This window comes from Micromonospora sp. NPDC005367, assembly GCF_040606825.1.
GTDB lineage: Bacteria > Actinomycetota > Actinomycetes > Mycobacteriales > Micromonosporaceae > Micromonospora.
Map to the genome: position 1 here is coordinate 16,675 of NZ_JBEXFP010000054.1, position 15,557 is coordinate 32,231.

A 15,557-nucleotide genomic window follows, 5' to 3' on the forward strand; every position below is an offset into this window, starting at 1 on the left:
CCGACGAACCGGTCGCCCCGGCAAAAACTGCGCATGGCCGCCGTTCTCCTTCAAGCGGGCACGTACCGTACACGCACGAGAGGGCGATGTCGAGCCCTCCGGGCAACCTGCCATGATCATGCCTGCCGCGCGGCCGGCACCGGAGGAGACCGGTTCCGAGCCAGGCCCGCAGACACGACGACGAGCGTATGCCCACCGTCACCTTCTGCTACGGGTGTGGCACGGATCGCACCGTCCGCCATGGTGACCAGGGCGGACGCGGGGTCATTATTACCGGGTTGTTACGGAATTGGTGGGCCCCCAGCTTGCGAATGATCCTCTGGTCCGAATACGTTGCCGACGGCAACAAAACCAGTAGGGCCAGACGCTTCCCGGAGGCATCCATGACGTTGGCGAGGTGGTGCGAACAATGAGCGACGTACCGATCCTCCTGGAGATGCGCTCCATCACCAAGGAGTTCCCCGGGGTCAAGGCCCTGTCCGACGTGAACCTGGTGGTGCGCGCCGGTGAGATCCACGCGATCGTCGGGGAGAACGGCGCAGGCAAGTCCACGCTGATGAAGGTTCTCAGCGGGGTCTACCCGTACGGCAGCTATGACGGCGACATCGTCTACAGGGGCGAGGTCTCCCGCTTCGGCGACATCCGGGCCAGCGAGCGGGCCGGGATCGTGATCATCCACCAGGAGCTCGCCCTCATCCCGCACATGTCGATCACCGAGAACATCTTCCTCGGCAACGAGCCCCGGAAGAACGGTGCGATCGACTGGAAGGCCGCGAATCGGCAGGCCCTGGAGCTGATGGCCCGGGTCGGCCTGCGGGAGGACCCGGACACCCTGATCAAGGACATCGGTGTCGGCAAGCAGCAGCTCGTGGAGATCGCCAAGGCGTTCGCCAAGAACGTCAAGCTGCTCATCCTCGACGAGCCGACCGCGGCGCTGAACGAAGACGACTCGCAGCACCTGCTGGACCTGCTGCGTGGCTTCCGCGAGCGCGGCATCACCTCGATCATCATCTCGCACAAGCTGAACGAGATCGAGGCGATCGCCGACCGGATTACCATCATCCGGGACGGCCACACCATCGAGACGCTGGACGTCAAGGGCGACGGCGTCAACGAGGACCGGATCGTGCGCGGCATGGTCGGCCGGGAGCTGCACAGCCGCTACCCGGACCACACGCCCAAGATCGGTGAGGTCTTCTTCGAGGTCCGTGACTGGACCGTCCGGCACCCGATCTCCGCCGATCGACTGGTCGCCAAGCACTCGAACTTCGTGGTACGCCGCGGCGAGATCGTCGGCTTCGCCGGTCTCATGGGCGCCGGCCGCACCGAGCTGGCGATGAGCATCTTCGGCCGCTCCTACGGCGTCTACGAGTCCGGCACGATCATGAAGGACGGCAAGCAGGTCGTCCTCAAGACGGTGGCGGACGCGATCGCCAACGGTCTCGCGTACGTCAGCGAGGACCGCAAGGCGATCGGCCTCAACCTGCTCGACGACATCAAGACGTCGACGGTCGCCGCCAAGCTGTCCAAGATCACGCATCACGGCGTCCTCGACCAGGTCGAGGAGTACCGGGCGGCCGAGGCGTACCGCAAGAGCCTGCACATCAAGACCCCGACGGTCGACGAGGGCGTCAGCAAGCTCTCCGGCGGCAACCAGCAGAAGGTCGTCCTGGCGAAGTGGATGTTCACCGACCCGGACCTGCTGATCCTGGACGAGCCGACCCGCGGCATCGACGTGGGGGCCAAGTACGAGATCTACGGGATCATTCAGCGGCTCGCCGACCAGGGGAAGGGCGTCATCGTCATCTCCTCGGAACTGCCCGAGCTGATCGGGCTCTGCGACCGCATCTACACGGTGTCGGAAGGCACCATCACCGGCGAAGTCGCCCGGCAGGACGCAGACCCGGAGACCCTCCTGAAGCTGATGACCTCAACTAAGAAGATGCAGACACGATGAGCCGACTCAAGGATCTTCAAAAGAACCTCTTCGGAGGCACCACTTCCAACGCCCGCCAGTTCGGGATGATCGCCACCCTGGTGGTGATCGTGCTGATCTTCCAGATCTGGACCGATGGGCTGACACTGCGGTCGGACAACCTGATCGCGCTGTTCCAGCAGAACTCGTACATCCTGATCCTGGCCATCGGCATGCTGATGGTGATCGTCGCCGGGCACATCGACCTCTCGGTCGGCTCGATCGCCGCGTTCACCGGCATCCTGGTGGCCAAGGCGATGACGGAGTGGAACCTGCCCTGGCCGCTGGGGATTCTCTTCGGCCTCGCGATCGGCGCGGTCATCGGTGCCTGGCAGGGCTTTTGGGTCGCCTACATCGGGGTGCCGGCGTTCATCGTGACCCTGGCGGGCATGCTGCTCTTCCGCGGCGGCAACCAGTTCATCGGCAACGCAAACACGATCCCGGTGCCGGAGGGCTTCCGGGTGATCGGCTCCGGCTACCTGCCCGAGATCGGTCCGAACACCGGCTACAACAACCTGACGCTGCTACTCGGCCTGGCTGGCTCCATCGCGGTGGTGTGGCGGGAACTGCAGATGCGCCGTACGCGCAAGGAGATGAACGCCGACCCGATCCCGATTTGGATCTCGATCCTGCGCATGGCCGTGATGGTCGGCGTGCTGATCTTCGTCTCGCTGCGCTTCGGAAGTGGCCGGGTCGGCACCAGCTTCCCGGTCTCCGGCATCATCCTGGTGGCGCTCGTGCTGGTGTACTCCTTCTACACCCGCAACACCGCGGGCGGCCGGCACATCTACGCGGTGGGCGGCAACTCCCGCGCCGCGGAGCTGTCCGGCGTGAAGCTCAAGCGGGTCAACTTCTTCGTCATGATGAACATGTCGGTCCTGGCCGCGCTCGCGGGCATGATCTTCGTGGCCCGGTCGCAGGCTTCCGGACCGCAGGACGGTAACGGCTGGGAGCTGGACGCCATCGCCGCGGTCTTCATCGGTGGCGCGGCCGTCGCGGGCGGCATCGGCACCATCAGCGGCTCGATCGTCGGCGGTCTGGTCATGGCCGTACTCAACAACGGCCTCCAGCTCGAAGGCGTCGGCACGGACAAGGTGCAGATCATCAAGGGCCTGGTGCTGCTGCTGGCCGTCGCGGTCGACGTCTACAACAAGCGCCAGGGCCGCTTCTCGATCATCGGAAGCCTCACCAGGCAGTTCCGCCGGGAAGTGCCCGCCGCACCTACGCCATCGTCCGGGGCGGAGCATGAGCCCGCCAAGACGACGGTCGCCGGCTGACGCCCGCCGGCCGCACTCTCACCACCAACCCTCAAGAAAGGCAACCACCCCAATGCGCAAGCTTCTCGGCAAGACGATGGCCGTCGGTGCCATCGCGATGCTTGCCCTCACCGCCTGCGGCTCCGGCCGCGACGAGGGCACCAGCGGCTCGGGCAGCGAGGCCAAGGGCTTCCCGGCCAACTCGCTCATCGGTGTCTCCCTGCCGGCCAAGACCTCGGAGAACTGGGTCCTCGCCGGTGACCTGTTCACCAACGGCCTGAAGGAGGCCGGCTTCGAGGCGAACGTGCAGTACGCGGGTGCGTCGACCACGGTCGCCGACCAGCAGGCCCAGATCACGTCCATGGTCACCAAGGGCGCCAAGGTCATCATCATCGGCGCGACCGACGCCGCGCAGCTGTCGACCCAGGTCGCCGCCGCGCACCAGGCTGGCGCGAAGGTCATCGCGTACGACCGGCTCATCCTGAACACGCCGGACGTCGACTACTACGTCGCGTTCGACAACTTCAAGGTCGGCCAGCTCCAGGGCCAGGCCCTGCTCGACGGCATGAAGGCCAAGAAGCCGAACGGCCCGTACAACATCGAGCTGTTCTCCGGCTCGCCGGACGACAACAACTCGAAGGTCTTTTTCGACGGTGCGATGAGCGTCCTCCAGCCGGAGATCGACAAGGGCAACGTTGTCGTCGCCTCGGGTCAGAAGGACATCAAGCAGACCGCCATCCAGGGCTGGAAGGCCGAGGGTGCGCAGGCCCGCATGGACCAGCTGCTGACCTCGACCTACGGCAACAAGGAGCTGGACGGCGTCCTCTCCCCGAACGACACCCTGGCCCGCGCGATCATCACCTCGGTGAAGGGCGCCGGCAAGCCGGTCCCGGTCGTCAGCGGCCAGGACTCCGAGGTCGAGTCGGTCAAGTCGATCGTCGCCGGTGAGCAGTACATGACGATCAACAAGGACACCCGCACTCTGGTCAAGCAGAGCATCGAGATGGTGAAGGCCCTGCAGGCCGGCAACGCCCCGCAGGTGAACGACACCACGACCTACAACAACGGCGCGAAGGTGGTCGACACCTTCCTGCTCCCGCCGGTCGCCGTCACCAAGGCGAACGCGGCTGAGGCGTACGCGAACGACCCGAAGCTCGCGCCGCTGACCAAGTAAGTAGCACCACAGGTAGAGACGTCGGGTCCCGGATATCTCCGGGGCCCTTCGTCTTCCTGGAGCCGACGGCACCGACAGACGGAAGGAGGTGCGGCCGTGCGCCCCCCGCTGTCCGCTCTCCACCGAACCGGTGGCACCCCGGCCGTCCCGGCGCCCCCCGCGTCCGGTGCCAGCCAGGAGGAGATCCGCCGGCAGAACCTCGGGGCCCTGCTGCGTCACGTCCACGTCCACGGTCCGACCTCCCGGGCCGAGTTGACCGCGCGGCTCGGCCTCAATCGCAGCACCATCGGCGCGCTCGCCGCCGACCTCGCCGCCGCCGGCCTGGTCACCGAGGGAGCGCCCGTCACGACCCGCCGCGGTCGCCCCTCGCTCGTGGTGACCCCCCGCTCGAGCCGGGTGTACGCGCAGGCGCTCAGCATCGAGCCGGACAAGTTGCGCGCCGCCCGAATCGGCCTCGGCGGTCGCGTCCTCGACCTTCGTGACACCCCACGACCCGCCGGCACGTCCGCCGTCGACGCCGTGGACACACTGGCCGCCCTGGCCCATGAGATGGACCGCGACGTCGCGCCGGACTCCATCCGGGTGGGGATCGCCGTCGCCGTCACCGACACGACCCGCGACCGGGACGGACGGGTTCGTATCGGCGGCCCGGACGAGAGACTGCGCGCCGCGATCGGCGCGGCCTTCGGCGACGGCCGGACCGGACCCACCGTCCTCGCCGGCGACCTGGCCGACATCGCCGCGCTCGCCGAGCACGTCCGGGGCGTGGCCGCCGACGTGGACGACCTCATCTACCTGCACGGGTCCAGCGGCGTCAGCGCCGGCATCATCATCGAGGGCCGGCTCGTCGTGGGCCACGGAGGTCGCAGCGGCAAGGTCGGTCACATGGTGGTCAACCCCGACGGCCTGCCCTGTGAATGCGGGTCCCGTGGCTGCTGGCAGACCGAGATCGGCGAGGCCGCGCTGCTGCGGCACGCCGGGCGTGATCCCGGTACGCCCGACGGGGTGTGCGAGGTGCTGCGCGCGGCGGCCGACGGGGAGCCCGCCGCCACCGCCGCGGTCCGGCGGGTCGCCGACTGGCTCGGCTTCGGCGTGGCCAACCTGGTCAACGTGGTCAACCCCGACGCCGTGGTCTTCGGCGGGTCGCTGCGCGAGGTCTACCTGGCCGGCGCGGACGTCGTCCGGGAGCGCCTGGACGAACTGGCGCTGCCGGCCTCCCGCGAGCACGTGCAGCTACTACCGGCGGCACTCGGGCCGGACGCCGCCCTGATCGGCGCCGCCGAACTCACGTTCGCGCACCTGCTGGCCGACCCGCTGCACATCGGCACGGCCGCCTGACCCGACCGGCGCCGCCGGATCGCGTTTCCGAACCCGCCGGCGGGCCGGCCCCACGTCCGCGCCGCCGTCGGCCCGACCGCGCCCGGCGAGGAGGGCGGAACGCCCGCCCCGGGCCCGTGGTCGACGTCGCCGCCTCCAGCGCGGAGGTCCCACCGGGAAGGCAACCGCGGTCGGCGTCCGGGCGTGTTCCTTCTGGGCGACGATGTCGGGCCCGTCCACGACGCCTGGAGGTACGGCAATGGGGTTCCCGAGCGTACGCGGCGGTGCCGCCGTGACCTGCGCGGCGACGATCCTCGCCGGGCTCGCGGCCTGCGGGCCGGATGCCGAACCCGATGCGCCGGCCGCCCCAGGTGCCATGTCGGCCCCCGTCACCGGCGCGCCGCCGACACCTGTGGGCGTGGATCGGGAGTTCCGCCGGTTGGAGACCGAGTTCGACGCCCGCCTCGGCGTCCTCGCCGTCGACACCGGGACCGGGACGACCGTGCAGCACCGGGCCGACGAGAGGTTCGCGTACGCCTCGACGTTCAAGGCGCTGGCCGCCGCCGTGCTGCTCGACCGGACCTCGGCGACCGAGCTCGACCAGGTCGTCCGGTACTCGCCGAGCGATCTGGTGGCGCACTCCCCGATCACCGAGCAGCACGTCGCGACGGGGATGCGGCTGCGCGACGTGGCCGACGCCGCGGTCCGGTACAGCGACAACACGGCAGCCAACCTGATGCTGCGTCACCTCGGCGGCCCGGACGGGTTCGAACGGGAGCTACGCCGGCTCGGCGACACGAGCACCGAAGCCGACCGCTACGAGACGGCGCTCAACGAGGGACTACCCGGTGACCGGCGGGACACCACCACACCCCGGGCCTTCGCCACGGACCTACGGGCGTACGCCGTCGGCGACGCACTGAGCCAGGAGGACCGGGACGTCCTCAACGGGTGGCTGCGGAAGAACACCACAGGCGACGCCCTGGTCCGCGCCGGCGTGCCCGCGGGTTGGACGGTCGGCGACAAGACCGGCGGGGGCGGGTACGGCACCCGCAACGACATCGCCGTGCTCTGGCCGCCGGAGGGAGCGCCGATCGTCCTCGCCGTGTTGTCGAGCCGCGACTCGGAGAACGCCGCGTACGACGACGCGCTCATCGCCCGGGCCACCCGGGTCGTCGTCGACGCGCTGCGTCCCTGAGCCGGCTACCGCCGGCCCTCCCCCGGTCCGCTGACCGGATCCGCGCCTCGCGGCGGGCGGAGCGGACCGGGCGGGTCCCGGTCGGGTCCCGGGCAGAGCGTCCCGGCCGAGCGGACCGGCCGGTCGACCTGACCGGGCGAGCGTCGGGGCCGCCGGGTCCTCCCCGGCAGCCCCGAGAGACGTCAGTGGATGCCGACCGGCGTACGGGTCTGGTCGCCCTGCCCACCGTCGAGCAGGTCCGGCCGCTCGGTCCGGCGGCGGGACAGGAACGCGGCCGGGATGAACGTGAGCACCACCAGCGCGAACGCGACCCAGAAGGTGCCGCCGAACGAGTGGGCGGCGAAGGCGAGCCCCCGGTCGATGAGCTCCTGCGGCACCGGGAACTGTTCGAGCAACTGCGGCTGCTGCTGGCTGGCGATGGCCAGCCCCGCTTCGGTGACCGACTTGCCGCTCTGCGGGTCGGTCACGCCGGGGATCACGTCGGAGCCGTTCAGCTCGTTGGTGAGGATCACCGACATGACCGCGGCGCCGACCGAGCCGCCGATCTGCTGAAGGATGTTGACCAGCGTCGAGCCGCGCGCCACGTCATGGGCGCTCAACGTCCGCAGCGCCGACGTCATGATCGGCATCATGGTGCCGCCCATGCCCAGACCCATGACGAACAACGAGCCGCAGAGCAACAGGTAGGACGTGTCCGGGTCGACCTGGGTGAACGAGAAGAACCCGAGCACGATGAGCGCCAGCGCGAAGGGCACCGTCCGCCCCACGGGCACCCGGTCGGCCAGCGTGCCGGCGATCGGCATCGTGATCATCGCGCCGATCCCCTGCGGCGCCATCAGCAGGCCCGCGGCCAGCGTCGACTCGCCGCGAACCTGGAGGAAGTAGCTCGGGAAGAGCAGGCCCGCCCCCATGAAGGCGATGATGAAGACGAAGAGCGTCACCGCCGCCACCGTCAGGTTGCGGTTGGCGAACAGCCGCAGATCGAGCAGCGGGTGCCGGGGCCGGAACGAGTACAGGACGAACGCCACCAGTAGCGCGGCCCCGACCAGCATCGGCCCCCACACCTCCGGGTCGCCGAACGTGCCGGCCTCCGGCAGCGAGGAGATGCCGTAGAGGAAGAGCGCGAGGCCCGGGGAGAGCATCAGCATGCCGAGGAAATCGAAGGACTGCGACGGTTCCGGCGCGTCCTTCGGGAGCGCGACCCGCGCGTAGATCAGCGCGACGACACCGATCGGCAGGTTGATCAGGAAGATCCAGTGCCAGCCGGCCGCGTCGATCAGCCAGCCGCCGAGGATCGGCCCGGCGATCGGGCCGAGCAGCATCGGGATGCCGAGCACGGCCATCAGCCGGCCGATCCGGTTCGGGCCGGCCGCCCGGGTCATGATCGTCATGCCGAGCGGCATCAGCATGCCACCGCCGAGTCCCTGTAGGACCCGAAAGGCGATCAGTTGCCCGATCGAGTCGGCGGTGGCGCAGAGCCCCGAGCCGATCGTGAACAGCGCCAACGCCGTCATGTAGAGGCGCTTGGTGCCGAACCGGTCGGCGGCCCAGCCGGCGAGTGGGATCACCGTGGCCAGCGCGAGCGTGTAGCCGGTCATCGTCCACGCGACCCGGGCGTACGAGGCGTCGAAGTCGTTCTGGAACGTGGGCAGCGCGACACTGACCACTGTCACGTCGAGGATCGACATGATCGCGCCCAGGACGACGACACCCGCCACCTTGAGGACCGCGGCGTCCAGTTTCGCCGGCGCCGCGGCAACTTGCTGGGTCACTAGATCTCCTGAAGTCGGTCGTGCTGACTGGCAGTGAGCGGTGGGGGTGGCGCCGCGCCGTGGCGTGGGACGAGGCACGGGTCGCGGAGGGCGGATGCTCGCAGGCAGAGTAGCGGCCACCACCGACAGCCCGCCCCTGTTTTAGCCCGACCGCCTCGGCCGGTACCGGTGACCTTCCGTCGCGATAGGGCGGTGTTCGTCCGGGTTCTCGACGTGGCCGGCTCGGCTTCCGCCCGAGTGTGACGTCAATCCGACCGTGACCTCACCCACACAGTGGGCGACCATGACCGCCCGGCGAACGGGACCTCGGACGCGGCGAAGGCGGACCGAGGGCGGAACCGGCCGGTTCCGGTGTGGTGAGACCTCCCGCCGGGGGCCCACTGTCGCCTGGTCACCACCGCTGAACGTGTCCCCTTCTCACGATCGACGGAAGGGCGTCCTAGGCTTGCCTGGTCGCCGCAGGGGCGACGAGGGGAGAAGATCATGAGCGAGACCGACAGCACCGACCGGCTCGAGGAGTGGAACGTCGCCGAGGACGACGGGGTCCTGGACTCTTCCGACACTCTCGACGGCGATCGGATCACCGATCCGCTCGACACCGGCATCGCCGCGCCGGATCACTGGTACGGCGCGAACCGGTACGGCACGACTCCCGCCGAGGAGCGGGCGGGCGAGTCCCTCGATCAGCTGCTCGCGGAGGAGGAGCCGGACATCGACCCGTACGCGGAGGGCACCGACGACGAGGACGAGCTGATCCGGCGCGGCTACGAGCAGGAGCCGCGGGCGGGCCGCCTCGTCGAATACGACGAGGGCTTCCGCGATGACGAGGAGCCCGACTCGGTGGCCTGGGACGCCGGGATCGACGCCGGCGCGGCCAGCGCGGAGGAGGCCGCCATCCACGTGGTGGACGACCCGAACGGAATGGGCGACGGCCCGTTGCGGTGAGCTGCCTCCGCCGCACCGCCGACCCCTCCGGACGTCGCCGGCCTCAGCCCGCCCGGCCGCGTTCGCGGGGCGGGATGGGATCGTCGTACGTCCCGGAGCGTCCCCGGTAGGGCTCGCCGTCGAGGTACGGCTTGGCGTTGGCGGTACAGCCGTGCAGGCCGAGCGTCTGCTGCTGCATGACGGGGGCCGGTTCGCCGCGGCCGGGGCAGCGTTCGTGCCCGTGGCCGAGCCGGTGCCCCACCTCGTGGTTGACCATGTACTCGCGGTAGGTGGCCAGGGGTGCGCCGTACCGCGGCACGCCCTTCACCCAGCGCGCCACGTTCAGCACCACCTTGGCGCCGTTGCGGCATGACGTGTAGCCGTCCGGCACGTCCCCGCAGAGCTTGTCGCGGGTCCCCGGGGTGGCCAGGTAGATGGTGAGGTTGGCGGCCTGCCCCGGCCCGACCCGGCGCAGGGTCAACGTCCCGTCGCCGGCCCAGCCCTGCGGATCGTTCAGGATCCCGGTGACCTCCGCCGCGAAGGCCGAGGTCTCGATGCCCCGGATGTCCCGCTCGACCGCCACGCGGTAGCGCATGATCTCGCCCTCGCCCCGGCGAGCGGGGGTCTCGGCGGCCGCGGTCCGCCACCGGTTGCCGCCCTCGGCCGGATAGCTGATCGGGCTGGGCTGCGGCCGGGCGGGGGCCGACGGCGAGGCCACCGGCCCGGCGGGGTCGACGAACCCGGCGGCCGGTCGGGCCGGGAGCTCGCCGGCCGCCGCCGGCTCACCGCCCGTCGCCGGCTGGGCGCACCCGGACGTCAGCAACCCCAGCACCGCCACCACCGGCAGCAGGCCCCGCCGCGTACTCTTCCCCGACATGCGTCTCCCCTCGCCGCACACCGTTGCCTGGTGGCGTGCGGCAGGTAGGACGGGCGAGACGGGTGAAAAGTTGTTCACCCGCGGACTCAACCTTTCGTGCTCCCCGCTCGTCCTGAACGTCGTGGAGTGCGAAGCGGGCGGTCATGGCACGAGATGACGCGGAGTTCGTCGAGTTCGCCCGGGCCGCCTCCCGCCGGTTGGTGCACGCGGCCTTCCTGATGACCGGCGACCGCCACGAGGCCGAGGACGCGGCGCAGACCGCGCTGGCCCGGACGTACGCCTCGTGGTCGCGCATCCGCGGCGACGACGCCTACCGGTACGCCCGGTCGGTGCTCGTCAACCACCTCGTCGACCGCTGGCGGCGACCGATCCGGGAGTACCCCACCGAGGAGATTCCCGAGCAACGTGACGGGGACCTCGCCGACTCGGTGGTCACCCGGCGCTGGCTGTTCGCCATCCTCGGCACGCTCAGCCCGCGCGAGCGCGCCATCGTCGTCCTGCGCTACTACTTCGACCTCCCGGAGGCCCAGGTGGCCCACGAACTCGGCGTCTCGGTCGGAACGGTGAAGAGCACCAGCTCTCGTGCTCTCGAGAAGCTGCGCGGCGTCGACGCCGGCACGCGGCAGGTCCACGGGAGCTGCCGATGAACGAGGCGGAGCGGCTCCGCGAGGCCATGCTGGCGACCGAGCGGACGGACCTCGACGTGCTCGACCTGGCCGCTGTCGTGCGCGAGGGTCGGCGCCTGCGCAGGCGCCGCCGGGTCGCCCACGCCGGGGCGGCCGCGCTCGTGCTGGCGGTCGTGGTGGCCATACCGGTTGCGCTGACGTCGGCGGGCCCTGAGCCGCAGCGACCTGCGGACCCGGTCGCGGGTGCGCCCACCGCCGCGCCGACGACCGTGCCCAAGACCACCGCCACGCCGACGCCCACGACCACGCCAACCACCACGCCGGCCGCCACCACCGGCTCCCCCGGGCGGTCGCGCCCGAAGCCCGTCGGCGCGGTGCTCTCCAGTGGCATCCGGTACGGCGCCGAGGAGCGGGTGTTCTACTTCGTCGGGGTCGACGTCCCGAAAGTCCCGCAGGTGACGATCGGCTTGGTGGCCGGTCGCCGCGACGCCGACGGCGCGCTGACGCCTGACGTCCTGATCAACGACGTCGCGGGGCGTGACCGCCACCCGGGCTTCCACGAGATCGGCTACGACCAGCAGGGCGACCGCCCGGTCCACCCGCCGGTGCCCACGTTCGGGTACTTCGTCGGACCGGCCGCGCGGATCATCGGCACCGTCGACGGCCGTCAGGTGTCCGCCACACTGGCTCGCTGGAGCGAGGATCCCCGCGTGGTGATCTTCTGGTTCAATCCCAAGGCGCTCGCCCCGGGCGTACGGCTGGACGGCATCGTCGCCCGCGACAAGCGCGGAGACCCGCTCTGAGTCGCCGGCTACCCCACCCGTACCCACCGGTAGGCTCTGGCGCATGGAAGATCCTTTCCGGGTACGCGTCACCGTCCGCGGCTACGAGCTCGACACCCAAGGTCACCTGAACCAAGCCGTCTACCTCCAGTACGGCGAGCACGCCCGGTGGGAGTGCCTCCGCGCCGCCGGCATCTCACAGGACCGGCTCCTCGCCTCCGGCGTGGGTCCGGTCGCGCTGGAGGTCACCCTGCGCTACCTCAGCGAGCTGCGCGGCGGCGACGAGGTCGACGTGTCCTGCGCGTTCCGCTGGGGCGAGGGCAAGACGTTCCACATCGACCAGGACTACACCCGGCCCGACGGCACCCGGGTCGCGACGCTGACCGGGGTGGGCGGACTGCTCGACCTGTCGGCCCGACGGCTGGTGCCCGACCCCCGGGAGCGGTTCCGTGAGCTCGCCGGCGATCCGGCGCCGCTCGGTCTCTGAGTCTGCGTCCGACCTGCCCCGGTCACCCCTGCGGCCGGCCGGAAAATCCGTGGGCACGCCACGCCCGGCGGCATAGATTGGCCGGGTGAGTGAGTCGGTTACGGTGGTCGACCGGGTCGTGACCGACCGCGGCGAGCTGGTCCTGCGGCGGTGCGCCGAGCACTTGGAGATCATCAGCAACGGGGTGTTCCTGATGGACACCCGCGCGGGCAGTTCGGAGCGGCTGCTGGTGCGGGAGTCGTTGGCGCTCGTGCCGGCGGGAGCTCGGATCCTGATCGGCGGTCTCGGGGTGGGCTTCTCCCTGGCCGAGGCCGCGGCGTCGCAGGTGCCCGCCGAGATCGTGGTAGTGGAAATCGAGCCGACCTTGATCGAGTGGCACCGGGACATGCTGGCTCCGTTCAGCGCGCACGCTCTCGAGGACGCCCGCGTCCGGGTCGTCAACGACGACATCGTGCGCTGGCTGGGCACGACCGACGAGGTCTTCGACGCCATCTGCCTGGACGTCGACAACGGTCCGGACTGGACGGTCTTCCAGCACAACGCCACGCTCTACGACGATCACGGGCTCGCGCTGCTGCGCGAACGGCTCACCGACGGTGGCGTGCTGGCCGCCTGGAGCGCGTCCGCGTCACCGGCGTACGCCACGCGCCTGGCGGCGGTGATCGGGCCGGTCACCACGCATCGGGTCGAGGTGCCGCGCGGCGAGCCCGACGTGGTCTACCTGGCCCGACGCGACGACCGGTGACCCCGCGGGTCGACCGCGGCGCGCGTCGACGGGTAGTTGCGGGCGCTGTCGCCGTGGTACGCCCCACGGCGCGCTACCACCTGATCCGGACCTGCGACTCGGGAACGACGACCGTCCGGGCAGGACTTCGATCCCGATGTTGGGAAATGCGGCAGTTTCGCGTCCTCCGCAAATATTTACATGATCCAAACTGACCGGTAGACGGTACGGTCCTTACTTACCGTGGTGTACACGCGTGTCGATGCGCGTCGCGACCAGGAGGGGACACCGCGGCTGGAGGAGACGCATGACCCAGATCCAACGCAACACAGGCAGGAGACGCCGCTTGATCGGCGCCGCGGCCACCGCCGCTATCCTCGTGGCCCTGCTGCCCGGCACCGCGTCGGGCCAGGAGTCCGAACCGGACCCGCGGATCGGGCTCGGCGCGGGCTGGCTGGACGCGCAGAGCGCGAGCAGCGACCTCGATCTGCTGGCCCACCGCGACAAGCCGGCGGGCTTCGTGAACCCGGCGAACCCCGGCGACTTCGGCTACGTCGCATCGGACCTCGCCTTCGGCGGCAGCCACGCCTTCCAGGGCAACTACAACGGCTTCAACGTCTACGACGTCTCGCAGCCGGCCAACCCGACGTTGGTCAGCAGCGTGGTGTGTCCGGGCGGGCAGGGCGACCTGTCGGTGTACGGCAACCTGCTCTTCATGTCGGTCGAGGAGACCCGCGGCCGGCTGGACTGCGGCACGGACGCCTCCGCGGGCACCCGCTTCCAGGGCGTACGCGTCTTCGACGTCAGCGACGTGGCCAACCCGGTACAGGTCGCCGCCGTGCAGACCTGCCGTGGCTCGCACACCCACACGCTGGTGACCGACCCGGACGACAGCGCGAACGTCTACGTGTACGTCTCCGGCACGGCGGGTGTCCGGCCGGCCAGCACGATGGCCGGCTGCAACAACACGCCCGCCTCCGGCGCGGACCCGGCACGCTGGCGCATCGACGTCATCAAGGTGCCGGTCGCGGCTCCGGAGCAGGCCGCCGTCGTCAACAACCCGCGCCTGTTCGCCGACCCGCAGACCGGCGCGGTCGACGGTCTGCAGAACACCCCGCCCACCACGAGCCACCCGTCGGGCAGCGCGTGGGGGCCGTCGCCGGTCACCGACGCCTGCCACGACATCACGGCGTACCCGGCGATCGGGCTCGCCGCCGGCGCGTGCGAGGGCAACGGCATCCTGATCGACATCTCCGACCCGGCGAACCCGGTGCGGATCGACGAGGTGTCCGACCCGAACTTCGCGTACTGGCACTCGGCGACGATCAGCAACGACGGCAAGAAGGTCGTGTTCACCGACGAGTGGGGCGGTGGCACCGGCCCCCGCTGCCGGGACACCGACCAGCCGCAGTGGGGCGCGGACGCGATCTTCGACATCGTGGACCGGAAGCTGAAGTTCGCCAGCTACTACAAGCTGCCCGTCCCGCAGACGCTCCAGGAGAACTGCGTCGCGCACAACGGCTCGCTGATCCCCGTACCGGGTCGGGACATCCTCGTTCAGGCGTGGTACCAGGGCGGTATCTCCCTGATGGACTTCACCGACTCGGCGCACCCGCGGGAGATCGCCTACTTCGACCGCGGCCCGATCAGCTCCACCAGCAGCGTGCTGGGTGGCTTCTGGTCGGCGTACTGGTACAACGGTGAGATCTACGGCAGCGAGATCGCCCGCGGCTTCGACGTACTCGGGCTGCGTCCCAGCGAGCACCTGACCGCGGCGGAGATCGCCGCGGCCCGCGAGGTGCAGATGCCGCAGTTCAACGCCCAGAGCCAGACGAAGGTCGACTGGGCGCCGAGCCTCGCCGTGGCCCGGGCCCGCTTCGACCAGCTGGCCAGGACGTGCACCACGACGATCGACGAGCGGCACAACGGCCCGTTGACGGTCTCGGGTGTCACCTGCCTGTCCGGCGCGACGGTCAACGGGCCGGTCACCGTACGTCCGGGTGCCTCGCTGCTCGCGTTCGACTCGTCGATCTCCGGGCCGGTGTCGGCGTCGAACGCGGCCGCCGTGCACCTCTACGAGAGCACGGTCCGCGGCCCGGTCAGCATCACCGGTACCCGCGGCAGCACCGCGATCGTGAAGAGCGAGATCCACGGTCCGGCGGTGCTGACGGGCAACCGTACCGGTTCCGTCGAGCCGATCATCGCCGACAGCACGGTGAGCGGCCCGCTCTCGTGCACCGGCAACGCGCCGGCGCCGATCAACCTCGACGCCGCCAACCGGGTGTCGGGCCCCACCAGCGGTCAGTGCGCCAGCCTCGACTGACGTAGGCCGCAGCGGTTCGATGAGGGGGCCGCGGCCAGGCCAGGGAGGAGGCCGGCCCCCCCGGTTCGGGGGGCAACCCCCCGGTCCCGCCGGGGGGAACCGGGGCCGATCGGGGCAGGTAG

General features: G+C 70.4%; 13 protein-coding genes. 11 read left to right on the forward strand and 2 right to left on the reverse strand.

Going from position 1 to position 15,557, the window contains the following annotated elements; genetic code table 11:
- Positions 1–409 precede the first annotated feature (409 nt).
- The 5 genes from mmsA to bla all read left to right on the forward strand — a co-directional run bounded on the left by mmsA (position 410) and on the right by bla (position 6,920).
- Positions 410–1,957, forward strand: a complete 1,548-nt coding sequence (gene mmsA / locus ABZS42_RS27305; protein ID WP_355149986.1) for a multiple monosaccharide ABC transporter ATP-binding protein — start codon at positions 410–412, stop codon at positions 1,955–1,957.
- Positions 1,954–3,252: a multiple monosaccharide ABC transporter permease gene (gene mmsB, locus ABZS42_RS27310; RefSeq protein WP_355149988.1), complete on the forward strand. Its 1,299-nt coding sequence runs from the start codon at positions 1,954–1,956 to the stop codon at positions 3,250–3,252. Before mmsA ends, mmsB begins: the two co-directional genes overlap by 4 nt.
- Before the next feature lie 52 nt (positions 3,253–3,304).
- A complete protein-coding gene (locus tag ABZS42_RS27315; protein WP_355149990.1) occupies positions 3,305–4,405 on the forward strand; it encodes a sugar-binding protein in 1,101 nt (366 codons plus the stop codon).
- A 108-nt stretch (positions 4,406–4,513) separates the two neighbouring features.
- The gene (locus ABZS42_RS27320; RefSeq protein ID WP_355150019.1) at positions 4,514–5,743 is read left to right on the forward strand and encodes an ROK family protein; all 1,230 of its coding nucleotides are present in this window, start codon (positions 4,514–4,516) and stop codon (positions 5,741–5,743) included.
- A gap of 238 nt (positions 5,744–5,981) precedes the next feature.
- Positions 5,982–6,920 carry a class A beta-lactamase gene (bla, locus tag ABZS42_RS27325; protein WP_355149992.1) on the forward strand — a complete coding sequence of 313 codons (939 nt, stop codon included), beginning with the start codon at positions 5,982–5,984 and terminating at the stop codon, positions 6,918–6,920.
- A 182-nt stretch (positions 6,921–7,102) separates the two neighbouring features.
- Here bla and ABZS42_RS27330 read toward each other — a convergent pair whose 3' ends face one another.
- Positions 7,103–8,692, reverse strand: a complete 1,590-nt coding sequence (locus tag ABZS42_RS27330; RefSeq protein ID WP_355149994.1) for a DHA2 family efflux MFS transporter permease subunit — start codon at positions 8,690–8,692, stop codon at positions 7,103–7,105.
- Positions 8,693–9,175: 483 nt separating this feature from the next.
- Between ABZS42_RS27330 and ABZS42_RS27335 the strand changes: the two genes are divergently transcribed.
- Complete coding sequence (locus tag ABZS42_RS27335) at positions 9,176–9,637, forward strand: DUF5709 domain-containing protein (protein WP_355149996.1); 462 nt, start codon at positions 9,176–9,178, stop codon at positions 9,635–9,637.
- A 43-nt stretch (positions 9,638–9,680) separates the two neighbouring features.
- Here ABZS42_RS27335 and ABZS42_RS27340 read toward each other — a convergent pair whose 3' ends face one another.
- Complete coding sequence (locus tag ABZS42_RS27340; RefSeq protein ID WP_355149998.1) at positions 9,681–10,493, reverse strand: DUF3152 domain-containing protein; 813 nt, start codon at positions 10,491–10,493, stop codon at positions 9,681–9,683.
- Between the two features lie 143 nt (positions 10,494–10,636).
- On the opposite strand from ABZS42_RS27340, the gene ABZS42_RS27345 reads away from it, so the two are divergent.
- From ABZS42_RS27345 to ABZS42_RS27365, 5 genes are all read left to right on the forward strand, one after another.
- A complete protein-coding gene (locus ABZS42_RS27345; protein ID WP_355150000.1) occupies positions 10,637–11,140 on the forward strand; it encodes a SigE family RNA polymerase sigma factor in 504 nt (167 codons plus the stop codon).
- Positions 11,137–11,922 (forward strand): hypothetical protein, encoded by a 786-nt coding sequence (locus ABZS42_RS27350; RefSeq protein ID WP_355150002.1) that lies wholly within the window; start codon positions 11,137–11,139, stop codon positions 11,920–11,922. Before ABZS42_RS27345 ends, ABZS42_RS27350 begins: the two co-directional genes overlap by 4 nt.
- Positions 11,923–11,965: 43 nt before the next feature.
- Entirely contained in the window at positions 11,966–12,388 is a 423-nt protein-coding gene (locus ABZS42_RS27355) for an acyl-CoA thioesterase (protein ID WP_355150003.1), read from the forward strand.
- Between the two features lie 85 nt (positions 12,389–12,473).
- Positions 12,474–13,133, forward strand: coding sequence for a spermidine synthase (locus ABZS42_RS27360; RefSeq protein WP_355150005.1), 660 nt, complete (start codon positions 12,474–12,476; stop codon positions 13,131–13,133).
- Positions 13,134–13,419: 286 nt separating this feature from the next.
- Positions 13,420–15,435 carry a hypothetical protein gene (locus tag ABZS42_RS27365; RefSeq protein ID WP_355150007.1) on the forward strand — a complete coding sequence of 672 codons (2,016 nt, stop codon included), beginning with the start codon at positions 13,420–13,422 and terminating at the stop codon, positions 15,433–15,435.
- Positions 15,436–15,557 lie beyond the last annotated feature (122 nt).

Bases quoted from the DNA above. Each gene is read 5' to 3' on its own strand.
- mmsA (WP_355149986.1), top strand. From the start codon at position 410: ATGAGCGACGTACCGATCCTCCTGGAGATGCGCTCCATCACCAAGGAG.
- mmsB (WP_355149988.1), top strand. From the start codon at position 1,954: ATGAGCCGACTCAAGGATCTTCAAAAGAACCTCTTCGGAGGCACCACT.
- ABZS42_RS27315 (WP_355149990.1), top strand. From the start codon at position 3,305: ATGCGCAAGCTTCTCGGCAAGACGATGGCCGTCGGTGCCATCGCGATG.
- bla (WP_355149992.1), top strand. From the start codon at position 5,982: ATGGGGTTCCCGAGCGTACGCGGCGGTGCCGCCGTGACCTGCGCGGCG.
- ABZS42_RS27335 (WP_355149996.1), top strand. From the start codon at position 9,176: ATGAGCGAGACCGACAGCACCGACCGGCTCGAGGAGTGGAACGTCGCC.
- ABZS42_RS27340 (WP_355149998.1), bottom strand. From the start codon at position 10,493: ATGTCGGGGAAGAGTACGCGGCGGGGCCTGCTGCCGGTGGTGGCGGTG.
- ABZS42_RS27345 (WP_355150000.1), top strand. From the start codon at position 10,637: ATGGCACGAGATGACGCGGAGTTCGTCGAGTTCGCCCGGGCCGCCTCC.
- ABZS42_RS27350 (WP_355150002.1), top strand. From the start codon at position 11,137: ATGAACGAGGCGGAGCGGCTCCGCGAGGCCATGCTGGCGACCGAGCGG.
- ABZS42_RS27355 (WP_355150003.1), top strand. From the start codon at position 11,966: ATGGAAGATCCTTTCCGGGTACGCGTCACCGTCCGCGGCTACGAGCTC.
- ABZS42_RS27365 (WP_355150007.1), top strand. From the start codon at position 13,420: ATGACCCAGATCCAACGCAACACAGGCAGGAGACGCCGCTTGATCGGC.